This is a genomic window from Parabacteroides goldsteinii (assembly GCF_020091425.1).
GTDB classification, from domain to species: domain Bacteria; phylum Bacteroidota; class Bacteroidia; order Bacteroidales; family Tannerellaceae; genus Parabacteroides; species Parabacteroides goldsteinii.
The window spans coordinates 3,025,918-3,046,066 of the sequence record NZ_CP081906.1 but is presented as its reverse complement, the minus strand read 5'-3'; the positions used below and the strand labels follow the sequence as shown (position 1 = coordinate 3,046,066).

At 38.6% G+C, this 20,149-nt stretch carries 15 protein-coding genes; 13 read left to right on the top strand and 2 right to left on the bottom strand.

Annotation, left to right across the window (positions count from 1 at the left end; translation table 11 throughout):
* Positions 1-4: 4 nt before the first annotated feature.
* Together bcp and K6V26_RS13595 are read right to left on the bottom strand one after the other, a co-directional pair.
* Positions 5-463, bottom strand: coding sequence for a thioredoxin-dependent thiol peroxidase (gene bcp / locus K6V26_RS13600; protein ID WP_224265612.1), 459 nt, complete (start codon positions 461-463; stop codon positions 5-7).
* A 1-nt stretch (position 464) separates the two neighbouring features.
* On the bottom strand, positions 465-1,658 hold the full coding sequence (locus K6V26_RS13595) for a saccharopine dehydrogenase family protein (RefSeq protein ID WP_007658575.1): 1,194 nt from the start codon (positions 1,656-1,658) through the stop codon (positions 465-467).
* A 543-nt stretch (positions 1,659-2,201) separates the two neighbouring features.
* Here K6V26_RS13595 and K6V26_RS13590 point away from each other — a divergent pair.
* From K6V26_RS13590 to K6V26_RS13530, 13 genes are all read left to right on the top strand, one after another.
* The gene (locus tag K6V26_RS13590; protein WP_224265611.1) at positions 2,202-3,530 is read left to right on the top strand and encodes a hypothetical protein; all 1,329 of its coding nucleotides are present in this window, start codon (positions 2,202-2,204) and stop codon (positions 3,528-3,530) included.
* 84 nt (positions 3,531-3,614) lie between these two features.
* Positions 3,615-5,225: an OmpP1/FadL family transporter gene (locus K6V26_RS13585; RefSeq protein ID WP_224265610.1), complete on the top strand. Its 1,611-nt coding sequence runs from the start codon at positions 3,615-3,617 to the stop codon at positions 5,223-5,225.
* A 202-nt stretch (positions 5,226-5,427) separates the two neighbouring features.
* Positions 5,428-6,021 carry an RNA polymerase sigma factor gene (locus K6V26_RS13580; RefSeq protein ID WP_007658568.1) on the top strand — a complete coding sequence of 198 codons (594 nt, stop codon included), beginning with the start codon at positions 5,428-5,430 and terminating at the stop codon, positions 6,019-6,021.
* Positions 6,022-6,103: 82 nt separating this feature from the next.
* Positions 6,104-6,280 (top strand): hypothetical protein, encoded by a 177-nt coding sequence (locus K6V26_RS13575; RefSeq protein WP_007658566.1) that lies wholly within the window; start codon positions 6,104-6,106, stop codon positions 6,278-6,280.
* A gap of 76 nt (positions 6,281-6,356) precedes the next feature.
* Positions 6,357-7,007, top strand: coding sequence for a ribulose-phosphate 3-epimerase (gene rpe / locus K6V26_RS13570; protein WP_007658563.1), 651 nt, complete (start codon positions 6,357-6,359; stop codon positions 7,005-7,007).
* A 34-nt stretch (positions 7,008-7,041) separates the two neighbouring features.
* Positions 7,042-8,319, top strand: coding sequence for a ComEC/Rec2 family competence protein (locus K6V26_RS13565; protein WP_224265609.1), 1,278 nt, complete (start codon positions 7,042-7,044; stop codon positions 8,317-8,319).
* Between the two features lie 45 nt (positions 8,320-8,364).
* Positions 8,365-9,414: a DHH family phosphoesterase gene (locus K6V26_RS13560; RefSeq protein ID WP_224265608.1), complete on the top strand. Its 1,050-nt coding sequence runs from the start codon at positions 8,365-8,367 to the stop codon at positions 9,412-9,414.
* 55 nt (positions 9,415-9,469) lie between these two features.
* Positions 9,470-10,051, top strand: coding sequence for a DUF4827 family protein (locus K6V26_RS13555; RefSeq protein WP_046147521.1), 582 nt, complete (start codon positions 9,470-9,472; stop codon positions 10,049-10,051).
* 12 nt (positions 10,052-10,063) lie between these two features.
* The gene (glmM, locus tag K6V26_RS13550; protein ID WP_007658557.1) at positions 10,064-11,452 is read left to right on the top strand and encodes a phosphoglucosamine mutase; all 1,389 of its coding nucleotides are present in this window, start codon (positions 10,064-10,066) and stop codon (positions 11,450-11,452) included.
* A gap of 198 nt (positions 11,453-11,650) precedes the next feature.
* A complete protein-coding gene (locus K6V26_RS13545; RefSeq protein ID WP_224265607.1) occupies positions 11,651-13,699 on the top strand; it encodes a tetratricopeptide repeat-containing sensor histidine kinase in 2,049 nt (682 codons plus the stop codon).
* Complete coding sequence (locus K6V26_RS13540) at positions 13,696-14,463, top strand: LytR/AlgR family response regulator transcription factor (RefSeq protein ID WP_224265606.1); 768 nt, start codon at positions 13,696-13,698, stop codon at positions 14,461-14,463. The genes K6V26_RS13545 and K6V26_RS13540 overlap by 4 nt, the downstream gene beginning before the upstream one ends.
* A 202-nt stretch (positions 14,464-14,665) precedes the next feature.
* Complete coding sequence (locus K6V26_RS13535) at positions 14,666-18,193, top strand: acetate and sugar kinases/Hsc70/actin family protein (protein ID WP_224265605.1); 3,528 nt, start codon at positions 14,666-14,668, stop codon at positions 18,191-18,193.
* Positions 18,194-18,203: 10 nt separating this feature from the next.
* A complete protein-coding gene (locus tag K6V26_RS13530) occupies positions 18,204-20,030 on the top strand; it encodes a hypothetical protein (protein ID WP_224265604.1) in 1,827 nt (608 codons plus the stop codon).
* Positions 20,031-20,149 lie beyond the last annotated feature (119 nt).

The following is a 20,149-nucleotide window of genomic DNA, read 5'->3' as shown; positions in this document are numbered from 1 at the left end:
CTTTTTATGAATTAAGGATTTGATTAGCATGGTCTTTTGTTTTCACCTCTTTCGGACCGATTATCTTCTCGATGATACCATCTTCGTTGATAATAAAGGTGGTACGGAGAGTCCCCATGTATGAACGTCCGTACAGTTTCTTTTCTGCCCATACGCCAAAAGCCTGTTGCAGGGCTGTGTCCGTGTCAGCGATCAGGTTGAAAGGCAGTTCCTGCTTGGCGATGAATCCCTGATGGGATTTTGCGCTGTCTTTACTGACCCCGACCACTTCGTAACCGGCTGCCTGTAATTCCTTGTAGCCGTCACGCAGGCTACAGGCTTCTGCCGTACAGCCGCTGGTGTTGTCTTTCGGGTAGAAGTAAAGTGCTAGCTTCTTACCTTTAAAATCGCTGAGTCTTATTTCATTTCCGTTCTGATCAAGCCCCAATATTTCGGGTGCTTTGTCTCCTACTTGTAACGCCATATTATAATTCCAAATCAACATTAAACATTTCATGCCAGGGCAGTCCTTGTTCGTTCAACTCTTTCATGAACGGATCGGGATTGAATTCTTCCACATTCCATACACCCGGCTTCTTCCAAACTCCCTGCATAAATAATTTGGCACCGATCATCGCCGGAACGCCGGTGGTATAACTTACACCCTGAGCGCCTGTTTCCTTGTAAGCAGCTTCGTGGCTACAGTTATTATATACGTAGTAGGTTTGTTCTTTGCCATCTTTGATCCCGCGGATACGGCAACCGATCGATGTTTCTCCCGTATAGTTCTCGCCCAGATCACCCGGATTAGGCAATACGGCTTTCAGGAACTGGATCGGGACGATTTCCTGTCCGTTGTACATGACCGGATCGATACGTGACATACCGATATTCTGTATCACCCGTAAATGAGTCAGGTATTCCTGTCCGAAAGTCATCCAGAAACGGGCACGCTTGATCGTCGGGAAGTTCTTTGTCAGACTTTCCAGCTCTTCATGGTACATCAGGTATGATTCACGAGGACCTACATTCGGGTAGTTCAACGGCTTATGTACCGATAACGGGTCAGTATCCTTCCATTCTCCGTCTTCATAGTATTTACCACGCTGAGTAATTTCACGGATATTGATTTCCGGGTTAAAGTTCGTAGCGAATGCCTTGTGATGGTCGCCGGCGTTGCAGTCGACGATATCCAGATACTGGATTTCATCGAAATGATGTTTCGCTGCATAAGCTGTATATACTCCCGTTACACCCGGATCGAATCCGCATCCCAGGATAGCCGTCAGACCCGCTTTTTCGAAACGGTCTTTATAGGCCCATTGCCAGCTATATTCATATTTTGCCTCGTCCAGCGGTTCGTAGTTGGCAGTGTCGAGATAGCTGACACCGTAAGCCAGGCAGGCATCCATGATGGAGAGGTCCTGATAAGGTAGAGCCAGGTTGACGACCAACTCGGGCTTAAAGTCATTAAACAATGCAACGAGCTCGTCCACGTTATCCGCATTGACCTGTGCTGTCTTCACCTTTACATTTTTAATGTCGGCAGCAATCTTGTCGCACTTGCTTTTCGTGCGGCTGGCCACCATGATATCGGTAAAAACATCAGCATTCATCGCGATCTTTTTAACAGCAACGGTGCTTACGCCCCCTGCACCAATAACTAATACTCTTCCCATTTACAAATAGAATTAATCTTGTTAATATACAGTTTACAAGGTTTTAAACCAAAGGACAAATATACGATTTATCTTTGAACATATAACAAAAGAGACCAATTCATTTTAATAGTTCCCCGAATGTATTTACGATACTGTTTCATCATAAAGAAACAAGTGTTTCTATATAATGAAACAACTGTTCCATTACTATGAAACAGATTTTACCAAGGATGTGTTTTTATCATTGATTCGGAATTGGTTTTGCAGCGTTTGTGTCTCTTGGTGCATCTACTTAAGTATATAAACCATGTGTTTTTATACAGAATGGTTATTTCTTGTTGTCTGTGATTCCTATTTTGTAGCATTGTTTCAGAATAAGTTGTTTTTTATAGTTAAAGTATATATAAACGCTTGTAACTTATTGGGAACGCGTTATATTTGTAAATAGAATGCGTAGTTTTTATTCTTATTTAAGGATATGGTCTTAAACCCGGCAACGGATATGTAGTCTAAACAGTAGAATAAATATATTAATGTAGAGGAGAAACGAATATGAAACCCATGAAATTAACATCTTTAGTGGTGATGCTTCTGGTCGGCTTCAGTGCCGCAGCCCAGGAGGAGTTCTTTGATGATGTGTATTTCTCTTCAAGTAAAGAAAAAAAGAAAGAAAAAACAGAAGAGAAGGTTATACAGCCCAAAAAAGAAAATGCAACGGAGTCTTCATCTGCAATTGTATTGGCATCGGCTTCGGATTCACATCCGGCGTTTGATAAAGATAGAGATGTGGATGAATATAATCGTCGATATACATCTGTTGACGTTGAGGAACCTTATGATGAGGATCTGGACGAAGCGGACGGCACTTATATCGAAGAGTTACCTGATAACGATCAGAAAGTAACGAAGAAAGCGGAACGCCGTTCGGATAATGAATATACCGAACGTATCGTACGTTATCATTCACCGAGTAAGATCACGATTGCCGGTGCAGACCAAGTCGATCTGTATCTGAGTGACGGATATTACAGTTATGGTTATGATACCGATTACTCGGACGGTAATACCAATGTGAATGTAAATATAAACATGGGTAATAGTTGGGGATACTCTCCGTGGTATTCCGGCTGGTATGATCCCTGGTATTATAGTTACAATCCCTGGTATTCTTCCTGGTATGGTCCCCGTTGGGGATTCGGTTGGGGCTGGGGTGGCTTCTACGCCGGTTGGAGCAGTCCTTGGTACGGTCCGTCATGGAGCTATTACGGCCCAGGTTACTGGGGTGGTTATTACGGCGGATATTATGGAGGTTATTGGGGACACCATCACCATCATTATGCCAGTCCGTATAATTATAGATCTCCGGGACGTTCGACATCTGCCCGTTATTCCGCAGGAAGAAGTTCTTCCAGTCGCTATAGTTCTTCCAATAGATCATCTTCTTACCGAAATTCAAACCGGGCAACTTCTTTAAGAAGTGAAAGTAATCGTACTAGCTCTAACCGTACGAGTTCGGATCGTTATTCACGTCCTTCCACATCTTCATCGACAAGGGGGGCTGCAAGTAGCATTCGTTCAAGCAGAGGGACGACTTCAAACCGGGTGCAGTCAGAAGCAACAGTTCGTACACGGCCTTCTACCCGTAGTAGTTCAAGTGGCATAGGTAGTTCATCTACACGTTCTTCAGGAATACAGTCTGCTCCGACAACAAGAAGTAGTTCTTCACGATATAATAGCAGTAGTCCTGCCACAACCAGAAGTCAGAGTACCTATTCTGCACCGTCAAGAAGTAGCAGTAGCAGCCGCAGTTCCGGTTCCTACAGTAGTGGCGGCGGAAGCAGTAGCCGTTCAAGTGGCGGTGGCGGTGGACGTTCCGGCGGACGCAGATAAAAAATGTGAGTATATAATAATGTAGGGGCCGATATAATTTCGTGCCCTTACATAAAATAGGATATTAAAGAAATAACAGAAACGATGAAAAGAATAGCGTGCTTATTTGTATCGGCATTTTTTCTTGCCGGTGGTATTGCATATGCACAAGGTGAGATGAATGCATACACTATGTCTCAGACTGACTTGAACGGAACTGCCCGTTATTTGGGTATGAGTGGGGCTTTTGGTGCATTGGGTGGTGATATATCGTCTATGTCTACTAATCCGGCAGGGTTAGGGATATATCGTAGTTCGGAAGTGGTAACTACGATAAGTCTTTCTTCTATCAAAGCCAATACAAATTGGAACGGTTCGAAGGCTGATGAGAGCAAGACAAAGTTCAATTTTGATAATATTGCTTATGTCGGTTATTTTCCGACGGGCAATGATGAAGGAATTGTCGGTTGGAATATCGGTCTTTCCTATAACCGGGTAAAAAGTTTTAACCGTTCTTATCGGATGAACGGAGCCCAGCCTTTTTCGGTAGCAGACTATGCAGCTGATATGGCGCATGGGATACCGGAAAAAGATTTGACGCTTGTGAGTGGAAAGTTTGATCCGTATTTTGATGCAAACAACTATTGGCTTTCCGTATTAGGTTATGAGGCTGGTTTTTTCAAACCGAATACTTCTGGCGGGGATACTTATCATTCAGCATTTGGGGAGCCGGGCTCTAATGGCTGGGGTGCTTACAGTCCACAAAATGTTGATTTGCTTGTCAATGAAAAAGGTTCGATAGGACAGTATAACATTTCATTTGCTACCAATATTTCAAATCGTTTCTTTTTAGGAGCCACAGTGGCTATAACAGATATGGATTATAATCTGACTACAAGATATACAGAAGATTTTACCATGAAAGATTTGTTGTGGTTGGATAACGGATTATCGACTGATGGAACTGGTTATGCTTTTAATATTGGCGCAATAGTTCGTCCGGTAGATTTCTTGCGTGTGGGAATTGCTTATAACTCTCCAACCTGGTATAAAATGACCGATTATTTTCATGGCTCGGCACAAGTTGTAATAGATGATGTAGAGGGAAAAGTGAAAGAAACTCCTGATTATCAGGCGGGAGAATACCGTTTTCGAACTCCTGATCGTTGGATATTCAGTGTGGCTGGTGTGGGTCAAAACTTCCTGATCAGTGCAGATTATGAGCTTACGAATTATAAGAGGATGAATCTGAGCGATGTGGATGGTTATGATATGCCGCAAACGGATGATATAAAAGGGGACTTCGGAATGTCCGGTACTTTAAAAGTGGGTGCGGAATATAAAGTGACTCCTCAGTTTTCTGTTCGGGCAGGTACTTTATGGAGAACATCTCCTATGAAACAGCATGTAAAGGATGGAATTGCGGCGATAAATCCGAAGACAGGAGAGTATTACATAAATGCTGTAAATGTTGCGGGAACTATTCCTAATTATACCGTCGATAAAGGTATGAATTCTTATTCGGTTGGAGTCGGTTATCGTTTTACTCCAAGTTTTTATGCAGACCTGGCTTGTGTCTATCGTGAATATAAAGAAGATGCTTATGCTTTTCCGAGTACTTTTAATCCGGACGGTTCGGTAGTTGTTAAATCCGATCCAGCCTCATTAAAGACAAAAACAACGCAGGTTGCTTTAACTTTGGGGTATAAGTTCTAAAAATATAGTTTGTTACCAAATGTCCCCTGTTTGTACATAAAACGTACAGGCAGGGGACATTTTTGTATAAAAATAACAGAAATATTTGTCTGTTTAAAATACTTTTTGTTCTTTTGTTTTCGAAAACAAAATTGTCTAACATTTAAAACCTCATTGCCTATAGCATAAACATTACTCAAAGAAACTATAAAACATAGAAGTAATGAAGACTTTAAAATCGATGACCGACGAAGAACTGGTCGTCCTTTATGCGCAAGGTGATAATACTGCGTTTGATGTGTTGTTGAACCGTCATAAGAGCAGTATCCATTCCTACATTTACTTTATAGTCCGCAATAAAGAGTTAACAGAAGATATCTTTCAGGAGACTTTTGTTAAGGTGATCATGACTATTAAACAGGGCCGTTATACCGAAAACGGTAAGTTTAAAGCCTGGATTACACGTATTGCACATAATCTGATCATTGATAACTTCCGTCAGGAACGCAGTGAGAATACTGTGTCCAACGATGAGGTAGAAGTGGATCTGTTCAATAATATTAAACTTTGTGACGGAACGATTGAAGATAACATCGTGCGCCACCAGGTCCTGTCGGATGTGAAGAAGTTGGTGAAACATTTACCCGACAGCCAGCGTGAAGTACTGGAAATGCGTTATTACCAGGATCTGAGCTTTAAAGAAATTGCCGATATCACCGGTGTTAGCATTAATACGGCTTTGGGACGTATGCGTTATGCTATCCTGAACATGCGCCGTATGGCAGATGAGAACCGTATTGAGTTGTCTATGGCATAATCAGATAAAAATATTCTTCGGTTCATATAATAAGTAGAAAGTTCTCCCGTTTTATTATCAAACGATTAAAAAGGGGATGCCTATGAAGAGATTTTCTACTCAATGTATGGATGGATTGAAGGATAAAACTAAAAAGAACCGGAACGAGAAGAAGAGTACACCAAGCAGACAAACGCTTGATTTCCTGTCTCAGTTTGCACGGAGTTACCATGTGGAACCTGCGCTGCAACCGGAATTCGGTGGTTATGTGATGAACTAAGAAATTGAAGGAAAGAGGACACTTGCGCAGTGTTCTCTTTCTTTTTTTTGTACCTTTGCACAAAAGACTTGAAATTATGAAACATAAGATTGCTCCTTCTTTGCTGGCTGCCGATTTTCTGAACCTGCAAAAAGAGGTCGAAATGATAAATAACAGTGAGGCGGACTGGTTGCATATGGATATTATGGATGGTGTTTTTGTTCCGAATATCTCATTCGGCTTTCCCGTGCTGGATGCGGTAAAGCCTATCCTGAAAAAGCCGATGGATGTGCATCTGATGATTGTTGAACCCCAGAAGTTTGTCAAAGAGGTTGCTGAGGCTGGCGCTTATATGATGAATGTTCATTATGAGGCTTGTACCCATTTGCATCGTACCATCGGTGCGATAAAGGAAGCCGGCATGAAAGCGGCCGTTACCTTAAATCCGCATACGCCGATCAGTCTGCTGGAAGATATTATCCAGGATCTTGATATGGTATTGCTGATGTCGGTCAATCCCGGTTTCGGCGGACAACGTTTTATTGAACATTCGGTTAATAAAACGGCCCGTTTAAAAGAAATGATCCGGGCAAAAGGGCTGGATACTTTAATAGAAGTGGACGGTGGTGTGAATCTGGAAACCGGGAAGCGTTTGCTGGAAGCCGGTGCCGATGTGCTGGTTGCCGGTAGCTTTGTTTTCAGTTCTCCTGATCCGATACGAACGATAAAAGAATTGAAAGAAATGTAGAAAAGATAGATAACCAACCAAAACCGACCTTTGTATGATAATAAAAGAAATACAAAAGCGGCCGTTTATCAGGCCGCTTTTCATATGGATAACCGGAATCTTGTTGCAGGCCTTCTTCGATTGCAGCGTTGTCTCGCTGTTGTTGATTATCATTTCATTATTGGTTGTTGCGTTTTCTTATCTGATCCCGAAGGTAGAGTCCGAAAGCGGTAATTATGAATTGCGCTGGGTTTGGGGCGCGGTGTTTCTGTCCTTATTGCTTAGTTTTTCCATACAGCGGACAGCTTATTGGCAGGAGAGGGGAGATAGCAGTGAAACATCGCTTTTAATGGAACTGGGTGGGAAAGGACAGGAATGTTTGCTGGAGCCTTTTGAGCGACTGAATTTGTCGAAAGAGGAAAAGTCGGTGTTGACCACTATTACCCTCGGCTATCGTAAAGAGATGGATCGCGAGGTGAGAAAACGGTTTTCTGTTACGGGTGTAGCCCATTTGTTGGCTGTAAGCGGTTTTCATGTGGCTGTTGTTTGCGGATTCCTTTCTTTGCTGTTTTCTTTTTTACCAAAGAATAGTTTTTACAGTTGGCTGAGATACCTGTTGACGCTTTGTCTGCTTTGGAGTTTCGTGGTTATTACCGGGCTGGCTGCATCGGCTGTACGTGCCGGTTTGATGCTGACGCTTTATCTCACGGGGAGGGTACTCAGGCGGATGACTGACGGTTATAATACGTTGGCTGCCGCGGCTTTCTGTATGTTGGTGTTCAATCCGTTATATCTGTTTGATATTGGTTTTCAACTGAGTTATCTGGCTGTATTGTCTATTTTATATCTGCAACCTCGTCTGCAAAATCTTATCGTAGTGAGGAATCCGGTTATTGCGATACCCTGGGGATGGATCACGGTGACATTGGCTGCCCAGGCCGGGACAACCTTACTGTGTTTGTATTATTTCCGGCAGTTCTCGTTGGTTTTCCTGTGTACCAATTTACCTTTGACGTTCCTGGCTACCTTCCTTATTCCGGCCGGACTGATCTGGTTATTGCTTCCTGTAGGTATTCCGGGTTACGGATTATTACAATTATTCGTAGAAAAGCTAACGCATACATTGTTTTGGATTGTCGATGCTTTTAGCCGTGTAGAGGAGGCGGTCTTTTACGGGCGTATCGATTTACTATTGACTATATTGGGGTATGGTTCCATTCTTTCCTTCTTGTTATTTACGAAGACCAAACGTCCGGGAGTCCTTTTTGCCGGCTTGCTTCTATTGTTATTTATATTGTTTGATTTGCTTATTGAACGTTTTTTTACTGTATAGAACGCAAAAAAGTAGTACCTTTGTCACTGTAAACAACGATAATATATGATTACAAAAATCATTCACGAAGAGAAAATTCAGAAAGCCAAGAAATACGTAGAGAAAGGCGAAAGTTTTGTTATTGTAACCCACGTTACTCCTGATGGTGACGCTCTCGGTTCTTCTTTGGGGTTGTACCATTTCCTTACTACTTACGGTAAAGACAATGTAACGGTTATTGTCCCGAATGAATTTCCGTTATTTTACAGATGGATGCCGGGGGCGAAAGATATTGTGATACATGAAAAGTATCCTGATTTTGCGGAACAGCTGATCCATGATGCAGATGTGATCTTCTGTCTGGACTTTAATGAACCTAAACGCATAGAGAAACTGGCGCCTGCGGTTATTGCATCGGAAGGGCGTAAGGTGATGATCGATCATCATCTGAACCCGGCTGACTTTTGCCGCGTAACAATGTCGTATCCGGAAATGTCGTCAACAAGTGAGATGATTTTCCGTTTTATCTGTCGTATGGGGATGTTCGACCTAATGAGTAAAGAGGCGGCGGCATGTATTTATACCGGGATGATGACGGATACAGGCTCTTTTACCTATAACTCCAATAAACCAGAGATTTATACTATTGTCAGTGAGTTGATAAAGAAAGGTATAGACAAAGATTTGATATATCGTAAAGTATTCCAGGTATATTCTGAATCCCGTTTGCGAATGCAGGGATATGTTCTGTATGAAAAGATGAAGATTTATCCGGAACATCATGCGGCTTTGGTAACTCTTTCAAAGGAGGAATTGGACCGGTTTCATTACAAAACAGGTGATACAGAGGGTTTTGTCAATATGCCGTTGAGCATCGAAGGAGTTACTTTTAGTGTTTTTATCCGTGAAGATAGGGATTACATTAAAGTATCTCTTCGGTCGGTAGGTGATTTCCCTTGCAATCAGTTTGCTTGTCAGTATTTTAATGGCGGTGGTCATAAAAATGCTTCGGGGGGAGAGTTTTTCGGCTCTTTAGAGGATGCTGTAGCTACGTTTGAGAAGGGATTAAAAGAATTTAATCCTAATAAAACAGAAGAAATAGAGAAACTTGCCTGAGATATGGCAGATATTATTTACATTTGTCGCTCATTTATACATTAAAGAATAACAGATGAAGAAAGGTTTTTATATCCTGATGATTTTGTGTGCAGCCCTAATGGTGGTGTCATGCGATAAAACGAAGTCGTACACTGAGAGGTTGAAGGATGAGAGGAAAGCGATTGATCGGTTGATTGATCATGAAGGATTTAAGATTCTTAAAAACTACCCGTCGGATGGCGTTTTTAAGGAAAATGAATTTGTGAAGTTGGATAATGATGTGTATCTGAATGTGATTGACTCAGGTAATGGAAATCGGGCAGTATTGGGCACAACTAAAGTTTTTTGTCGTTTCGAAGCTAAAGGAATCTTAGATTCTGATACTGCATATAACATGGTTAATAATCTGACTTATGGACCTGGATATTATGGCTTCCCTACAGAATTTGTATTTGGCTATAATGTTTACTCCGGGGAGAGTAGAAGTTATGATCCGGATTTATTTGTAGGTGAAGGGTTGGCTACAGCTTTATACCATGTAGGAGAAGGCGCTACTGTCAGAATGATTGTTCCATTTAAGAGAATGGGCAATTATTTCCAAAGCAGTTATGTTCCTGTTTATTTTAGTAAAGTAAAATATACATTCGAAAAATAATCTAACATACTTATGACTCTAATTAAATCTATTTCCGGTATTCGCGGTACAATAGGCGGAGCACCGGAAGACGGATTGAATCCGTTAGCCATTGTGAAGTTTGTAGCAGCTTATGCTACCTTCATCAGAAAAAACACGACAGTTACAACAAACAAAATCGTAGTAGGACGTGATGCCCGTATCTCCGGCCCGATGGTAAAACAGGTGGTTTTGGGTACGCTTACCGGTATGGGATTTGATGTGGTCGATATCGACCTGGCTACAACTCCGACTACTGAATTAGCCGTTGCTATGGAAGGCGCTTGCGGTGGCATTATCCTGACTGCAAGCCATAATCCGAAACAGTGGAATGCCTTGAAGTTATTGAACGAAAAAGGTGAATTCCTGAATGCGGCCGAAGGTGCTGAAGTTTTGGATATTGCAGCTTCTGAAAGTTTTGAATTTGCCGATGTGGATCATTTGGGAAAAGTGATCGTCAATAATACATATAATCAGAAACATATCGAGAGTGTACTCAATCTTGACCTGGTGGATGTAGAAGCAATTAAAGCGGCTAACTTCCGGGTGGCTATTGATGCTGTAAACTCAGTGGGTGGTATTGTTTTGCCGGATTTACTTTATGCTTTGGGTGTGAAGGAAATCTTTAAACTGCATTGTGCGCCTCACGGAAACTTTTCTCATAATCCGGAACCTATTCCTGAAAACCTGACAGAGATTTCTGACCTGATGAAGCATGCTAAAGCGGATGTCGGTTTTGTTGTCGATCCGGACGTAGACCGTTTGGCTATTATCTGCGAAGACGGTGAAATGTTTGGCGAAGAGTACACATTGGTGGCAGTAGCCGATTATATATTGAGTCATACGCCGGGTAATACGGTAAGTAACCTGAGTTCAAGCCGTGCGTTACGTGATGTAACCCGTGCTCATGGTTGCGAATATAATGCAGCTGCGGTAGGTGAAGTAAACGTTGTTACAAAGATGAAAGCGACAAATGCTGTGATTGGTGGTGAAGGTAACGGTGGTGTGATCTATCCGGCCAGCCATTACGGTCGTGATGCTTTGGTTGGTATTGCCTTGTTCCTGACTCATCTGGCAAAGAAGAAAATGAAAACAAGCGAATTACGTGCCAGCTATCCTCCGTATTTTATCTCCAAGCAGAAAGTACAGCTGACTCCGGAGATCGATGTGGATGCAATCCTGGCTAAGGTGAAAGAAAAATTTGCTCAGTATGATATCACTGATATCGATGGTGTAAAGATCGACTTCCCTGACAAATGGGTTCACCTCCGTAAAAGTAATACCGAACCGATCATCCGTATCTATTCCGAAGCTCACACCATGAAAGAAGCTGAAGAAATCGGCGGCGAGTTGATTGCGGTGATTAATGAGATGTGTAAGTAAAATTCTATACATATAATAAGTGAGAGAGGATGCTTCAAAAGAGCATCCTCTTTTTGTATATATACTTTGCGGATTTGGCGTTTGTCTGCTTAAATAGGGTATTTAATCGTGATAATCAAAGTTTATACGTTAAAATGGATTTGAACGATTGTAAATGTCATAATAATTTATGTCCTTTGTTAAAAAGGGAAGGTAAGTATGGAAAAACAACAGTTGACGCCATGTGGGGTATTTGTTATCCTGTTCAGTATATTATTAGGATGTTCGTTTCAGAAATCATCTGTAAAAGATGCTGAAACGATCAGGATTGATTCTTTGCTTTCTTTTTATAGGGACTCTTTGGCTGTAAGGCCGTTAGCTGTTATTTCTAAATTGAGGACTGATCAGGAAAACGTATCGGATAGCATAAACTATTATAATCTGGATCAAACGATCTCCCGTTGTTATTATTTCAGTAATCGGGTTGATTCTGCATTCTTATTGAATGATCGGATCTTACACTTTGTTGAAAAACAACCGGAAAAAGAGGATCGCCTGCTGAAATTATCGGCAGATGCCTATAATAGCCGGGGTGTTTTCTTTCAGGATATGAATCAATGGGACTCTGCCATTTTCTGTTTGCATAATGCTTCAGAAGCATTATCGCAGGCAAACGATTTTGGACGTTTGCCTGCGATAAATGTCTATATTAATATGGCTGATTGTTATCAGCATCAGGGTGATTATGGCTGGGCGGGTTATCATTACCGTAAAGCATTGTTCCTTTCTGATTCTTTAGGTGTCGGTGATAAGATGAATTATCCGATTTACTCCGGATTGGCAAAATTGTATCAGGAACTGGAGAACTATCCGTTATCTGATTCTTATTTTCGGGAAGCAGAACAATATTGGGATAGAGGAAGCGACTATGAAAAGTACTATTTTGCTAATTCCAGAGGAAACTATTATTATGTAACCAAAGAATATGATAATGCATTAGTCTGGTTTCAGCGAGCAAATGCGATTGTGGCAAACTTTCCCCAACCGATTTATCGGGGGATAGTAGAAGGGAATATCGGTGAAATATATTTGTTGAAGGAACAGCCGGATTCCGCCCGTTATTATCTGGAACGCTCAGTTGCCTTTTTCGGAGAATCAGCCTTGCAGCAACCTGGCATAAAGTTTTATATGGATGGATTGTTCGCCTCTTTGGCTTTGCAGGAAAATGATTTGCCGGAAGCCGCCCGGCGATTGAATCAACCTTATGATACGCTTCATACGGACCTTCAGTACCAGTATTATCATAACACACGGTTGGAGGAATTATATCGTAAAAAGAAAGATTTTGCCCAGGCGTATTATTACAGGAACCAGGCGGATCTTTGTGGTGATTCTTTGCGGAATATGAAGATTGAGAACAGTATCCGTGAGACCGAATTTCGCTATCGGCAGGATACGACTCTTTTGAAGAAAGATATCATGATTACGCAGACTGAAGCCAAAGCACAGCAATGGATGTGGCTTGCATGGATTGCCGGATTGGGATTAATTATTGTTGTCTTATTAATGGTATGTGCGCTGTTCTATATCCGCCGGAAGAAAGAGCTTCGTTATAAACAGCAAATAGCCACTATCACCCAATTGCGTATGGCTGTTGTCAGAAATCGTATTGCCCCACATTATATATTTAATGTACTGAATTCAGTAATGCCTATTTTCCGCCGTTATGAAGAACTTTCCGAACCGGTAAATTTGCTGATTGACGTATTGAGGGGTGATTTGCTTTCTTCCGAACAACTGGCGGTTCCGTTGGAAAAAGAAATTGGTTTTGTAAAGAATTACCTGAAGTTGAAGATGCTGGGTGATCCAGAATGTATCCGGGTGGAGTGGAATATATCTTCCGGCGTATTTATGGAAACGTTAGTCCCTTCGATGTCTATCCAGATACCGGTTGAGAATGCGGTGAAATATGCTTTTAATGCAGAATCTTTGAATCCGTGCATCATCATATCTGTCTTTGTTAAAGATGAGGAACTTCACGTATCGATAGAAGATAACGGCATCGGTTATCATCCCAGTGCACATGTCCGGGATGAGAGAAGTACCGGCCAGGGTTTAAAAATACTATACCGTACAACCGATTTATTGAATACTCACAATATCCGTAAAATGCAATTTTCCATCAGAGACCTGTATTCTGCCTCTGAGAAACAGCACGGAACCAGTGTCTCATTAATTGTCCCACTTAATTACAACTTTGCCTTATGAATGCGAATGAAATTACTACAGTCATCGTCGATGACGAACCGTCTTGTATCAAATGTTTAGAAAGCGATTTATCACGCTTCCCGGAGATACGTGTCGTAGCAACTTGTACATCTCCGGATAATGCAGCGCGCGAGATAGTCCGTTTGCAACCGGACCTGCTTTTCATTGATGTTGAAATGCCGGGTATGACTGGTCTGGAACTTTTAAGCCGTATACAGTCGGATATTCATCCGGATATGCATATAGTTTTTTATACTGCTTATGATAAATATTTGTTGGATGCGATCCATGCGTCAGCTTTTGATTATTTGTTGAAGCCTTATAAGTCAAAAGAATTAGATGATTTAATAAATCGTCTCCGTGCTCATATTGCTAAAGACGAGAAGGTCAATATGGAGCAATCATTACGTAAGCTGCTTATTCGTAATAAGTTTGCGGTTCAAACTATATCCGGGTTAGTTTTTGTAAAGTCTGAGGAGATTCTTTTGTTCCAATATTTAAGAGAATTGCGCTGCTGGCAAATGATGCTTGTTGCTGATCGCAAACTCTATAAACTTCGCATGGGCACGACAGCAAAGGATTTGCTGGGAATTAATCCTTCTTTTGTGCAGATTAGTCAGGATTATATTGTGAATCTTGATTATTTGTGCTCGATTGAGAATGTGACGCTGAAGTGCGAATTGTATTCGCCGTTTACGGATATTGAGTTGGTTGTGTCGCAGAGGTATTATAGGAGGTTGAGGGAGGCGCTGGAGATTTTATAAGAATACTGAAAAATGTATTTATGCGTAATTTTCTATCGTTTATGTAGATTTATATGAAGATAATCGTTGTTGGTTAAATTTGTAAAAAAAAGCTTTTCTTTATTTGATATATTTGTCTATGAATAGTATACTTATGAATCTAGCATAAAGTATCAATTCTTATAAATATAATTCTTTTAAAAGAGATAACATTTAAAAAGATATGAAACGATTTTTTTCTTTGGTCTTAATGTTGGTCTGTTATTCCGCATTTCTCAGTGCAGGAAATAGACGTCATGTTATAGTACTTCAGGATAATTCGGGATCATATTATAGAGAAAAAAATAATAATTCAATATCGAAACTTCAAGAGGATATAATATCATTATTTAATAACAAACTTGTAAATAATGATTATAATCTGCTAAAAGCGGAACGAGAAGAAGGTGAATTATTCTTTAATCCGAATGATGACGATGTCTCTTTTCTTTGGTTTGTTGCAGATCAAAAAGGAAATGTAGATTTTTATTTTGAAACAGATGGCGACTATAGGAAATTTGAATCTTACTTTTTTAAGAAAGGGTATGAATGGCGATTTAAGAAGAGTAATGAAAATATAACATCTTTCTTACGAAAAAACTTTTCAGAAAGACCTGTAAATGAAAGTCAAACAAACTATGTGGGACTTTCTACATATTCGTTTTCTGCCTATGTTTATCCACTGTGTTTAGATGTTTTAGATTCAGATTACACAGAAGAGTATGTGATTTTAATTGTTAGTGATTTTTATGCGGGTTCTACATTTGGTAATAAGCAAGATGAGAAGATATTTAGAGATGCATTTAAAAATAAATCGTCTTCTGTCATTGAACGTGTAAACAGGCTTAATGCGCAATTTTTTAAAATAGCTTATTTTGATTACTATCTCCAGGCAAATAGAGATGATAACTCAATAATTGGTGTTACTGCATTTAAATTGCGTCCTAATGTTGGTAATCCAAGACCAGAGAATCTAGAATTGAAACTTAATTCAAATATCGTATTTGAACAAGAAATATTTGGTATAGATAAGTATACAATGCTTCCAACAGAAATAGTATTTAATCATAATGAAAATCTAAAAATAGATAGTGTTAAAGTTATATGTTCGGTAGATAATGTTGAAAAGTATTATGAAGCAAATATAACAGAATTATGTACTTATAATGAAAAAGAAAATGCATATGAATTAGGGCAAGTAAACGATATGATTTTGAAAGGAATAAAAATATCTTCTCCTCAGAATAAAGGAGATTTGAAATTTTTATTCAATACATCTTATCGTTTGTCTGATGAGTCATTTGTGAAGTATTCATTCCAAGTATCCAGCTCTTTTAATAATCAGAATTTTTTATTTAAAAAACAATTATCAACAATGGAGATTTCTGTAATTATTTTCGTGATCTTTTTATTGGTTATTATCTTTATTATCTTGTTAAGGAAAGGTAAACCAATGGGGATACAGACTAAATTCTCTCATTTTAATGACAACTATGAATCTGTAGATTTTAGTCCTGAAGGGAATGGTAGAGTTTATACTGATTATAAAAGCTGGACTATCAATGATGAAACTCGTGGAGGATTTGAAATAAAAGTTACAGGACGCTTAAGATATAAAAAAAATGGCCAATTTTATAATTGGCAGGAGCAAACGGGGTTTACTGTACGCATTTATCCTATATTGTTAAAATGTCCACAAGGTTTTGAAGCTTATGTTTCGGGTGGTGGAAAGATGTCTAACGATAGAAATATGCCTATTGAACTGGAGGATGCTTTTAGTGATAACAGCTTCAGATTCTCAATTAATATTAGAAAAATTTCTAATACTTCAGTTGTTGATATCCTTCCATTTTCTTTAGTTGTGGAGATTTATAGTTTGAACAATGGGTTGCGAAAATTTAATCTTCGTACAACAGTTTCATATGATTTTCATGTTGGTCCACAATTGGGTAACGTATGGTTAGGACTTGACCCTGGTACAACAGGTTCTTGTATAGCTATTGCCACAGATTCGACAGATTTGACTATTGAAAAGGATGAGGATGGGAAAGATGTAATTTCACCTTCTGTTATTTCAATTAACTCAAGGAATATGGTATCTTCAGAAGAAGATGAAATCAGAAATAATGCTCGATTCGGAAATGTTGCAGCTTCAATTAGAAGGGAAACGGAAACACTTAGAAAATTTGTTTCTATTAAAAAACTAATAGGGTATGAGGAGGTTTTTTCTCTTGGTCAGTCTAAAACTGGTGAAAATTTGTTGGTGAAGTCTTCATTTCTATCGACGCTGATGATAGAGGGACTTATGAAGCAGCATCAGAAGTATATAGAAAAACGTCGAAATGATTATCCCCAGTTTTTTGATGATGGAGTTTATGATCCGAAGCGTGCGGTCATAGCAATCCCTAATAACTTTACTACATCCAAATTGCAACAGTTGAAGGAATGTGTAATGAATGTGAAAGACTCATCAATCAAAGAGTTACGATTTATATATGAAGCAGAAGCTATACTTGTTAATTATATTAATAGTGAATTATCTAATGAAAAGCAACAAGAGTCATCAAATGGTGAAACTATCTTTATTTTTGATATGGGTGGTGCGACAATTAATGCAACAATAGCAAATGTAAAGCGGCGTAATCATAGAAACGATTGGACTTGGGATATTCAGATTATAAGTAAATTAGGGTATGGTGTAGGGGGTGATACCATTGATTATGCTTATTTAAAATGGATATATTCTAAGAAAGATTACTATAATGTTCTTGCAGAAAATGATCCATTTGGAAAAAATAGAGATATGAGTATGGCTGAGAGAAGAATGTTGAAAGATGCTGTTCTCGATTTAAAAAAACAGACTATCCGTAGCTATTATGATAATAGTGATAATTTGATAGAGAGTTATGAGTTAGGTCAATTTAATGGTTATAATCTTAATCTTGGAGAGAAGAATCTCTTTGAAGGTGATATTCGAAATGATTCAAATTCATTTTTACACAGTGAATTTTTTGAGAAATTTGTATATGGCAATGTCGATTCGATTGTTGATGATATTATGACGATTTGTAAAGAAAAGAACATAGTAATGCTGGATACTGTATTAATGTCAGGTCGAAGTTCTCATTTCCCGGGTATTAAAGAGCGTGTGTCTAATGGTATTGAAACTACCGGTTATACTCCTCACATTTTACTCTTAGATTTGCAAGAATCAAAAACCGCGGTTGCCAAGGGGGCATGTTATTATGGTATACAAAGTAGTCGAATTATTCTTCATAATATGACATCTAATGGGGTGTTTGGTGTTATTCAGAAACTTCAGCCAACCCAGAAGCCTATATTCCATACATTGATATTGGATGGGGAAAATTTTGATGAGGATGGAAATCTCTTTGGAAGTGCAGATATTAACGCCGAGAGAGGTTTTACATTTGATGGCAAACGAGTAAAGTTTTGTCAAGTAATGGGAGTAAATCCAAAGGCTATCATTGCCAATGAAGAAAAACATAAGTACTCAGAAATTGCTGCCCTTCCTGTTAATCAATTGCCTGTAAAATCTGTACAGATTACTATAACGAATAAAGATAGGATTCTTTGTGCAGTAACAGATGAGAATGGTGATGTGCAGCCACCTGTAGAAGCGCTGTTGAAAGATTCTGATATCATGGTCTGTAATGATGAACAATATACATTTTTTGTAAAACAATCATAAAGATATAATAATGAAAAGGCTATTATTTATTATTGCATTATTCTTTAGTGTTGCAATATACAATGTACAAAGTCAGAAATATCTGAGAATTAAGGAAGATCTGATTTCTAAAGGAAAAGAAGAGAAAAAATATTATGAAGGATCTGTAATTCCTGCAGATTCAGCTAATTTGTTTATTCAAATTAATGGTGAACCATCAAATTCGAACAAGAATAATAGAGGGAAGGTTAAAAAAGGTGTATTTTTTCCAATAGTGAAAGATAGTACTGATTTGAAGAATGTCGTGTTTAAGGATTCTGCTGGTGTAGATAGGTTTGATGTTGGTGTCAATATCTCAAAATTTATTGCTCTTAAAGATGGTGTATATATGGAATATGATAAAGTTAAAGTAATTCCTAATGACAGTGTACAAAGTCCTGATCCGGTTAAAGAAGAACTGATGAAAAGTATATATGACAGTATGAATAATACATTACAACTTTCAACAGTTATATATCCTGTTATTATTCGTGGAAATCTTTATAAAAATGATTCTATATATAATTTTTTAGAAAAAGATAGCATTGAATTTATAATATCAACAGAGGATGCTTACATTCCTAATATTGTGTTGTATGCTGATGATTTTCAGACTAATTTAGAGAATTCTAAAAGTACAAAAGAAAATAATCGTTTTAGTATATTTTTGAAAAAATATGGGGCTTCAATAATTATTATATTATTGCTTATTACAGTGTTAGTTCTAGTGCTAAAACTTCGAAAAAAGAGTCAAGAATACGATAAAGGAGATAAAGACTATAATATAAAAGTGGAGGGGAGAAAAACTATAGAACAAAATAAAATGGAGATTAGTGGCGTGCTTGGCGAAAATGATTTCTCAAAAAAGTTAGACTTTTCTGCTATCCAGAATTCTCTTGGAGAACTTGTTAAATTGTTACCACAGACGGAATCAAATCTTGAAACGTTGATATTAAAGTCTAATTCTAATATGAATAATGATATCCAAAAACAGTTAACACAAATTAAAGAACTAGTCGTTGATAAGACAGAAATGAACTCTTTGACTAAAGAACTTCAGTCTAAAAAAGAAGAAATTATTGGTTTGATAAACAAGAATAATGAATTAGAAAAAAAGGTGGAATCGTTATCTCAAACTCTTGATAAGACTAAAAATATAACTGGAGCATTGCATATTGAATTGGATGATCAATTCTTGGTATTTGCTAAAAATTTGCAAAAAGCAACAGTTGAAGCTGAAACTAAAGTATGGGCGTTCTATCGGGACTTGGATGAATTAGATAAGACAAAGTTACAATACTTTATATCTGTTTTTTTGGCATCCAGACCTTCTGCTGTTATTTGTAAATGGAATGGAATTATTTCAAATTTGGATTTGAATGGATATATTAAAGATATAGAGTTCAATGCTTATCTGAAAAAAGGGGCAAATCCTGGACTCTTTATTTTTAAACGTTTTCTTGAGGAGTTTGTGCGTCCTTATGTATCGGGGATAGTACTATTATTGGAACAGATTCGTACTGCTTCAAAAATTGGTGTAAAGAAAGAGTGTGGAAAAGATATGGATAATCTTATAACTGCAATATGTAGTTATTGCCAATCTCAGAATATTTCTTTAGGATATCGTAAGTTGTATGCAAAGGTTTCTGAGGCAGATTTTTCAAATTTAGAAATAGAACCACAACTACCTGTTGAATTGGAGAATTTGTTACAAAATGATGCTGAAGAAAAAGATACATTACTTGCTGTTCTGCATTATGCCGTAAATTGTGATAAGTGTGATACTGCTGAAAAAACATCTTGTGTTATATTGATCTAAGTGTTATGTTGAAGTTTGTTCTAATATTAGTTTTCTTGGCTATTTTAGGTATTTCGGTAATGTATTATCGAAATTTTAAAAAGGCTCGGAATAAACGTATATCGATACTTGGATTTATC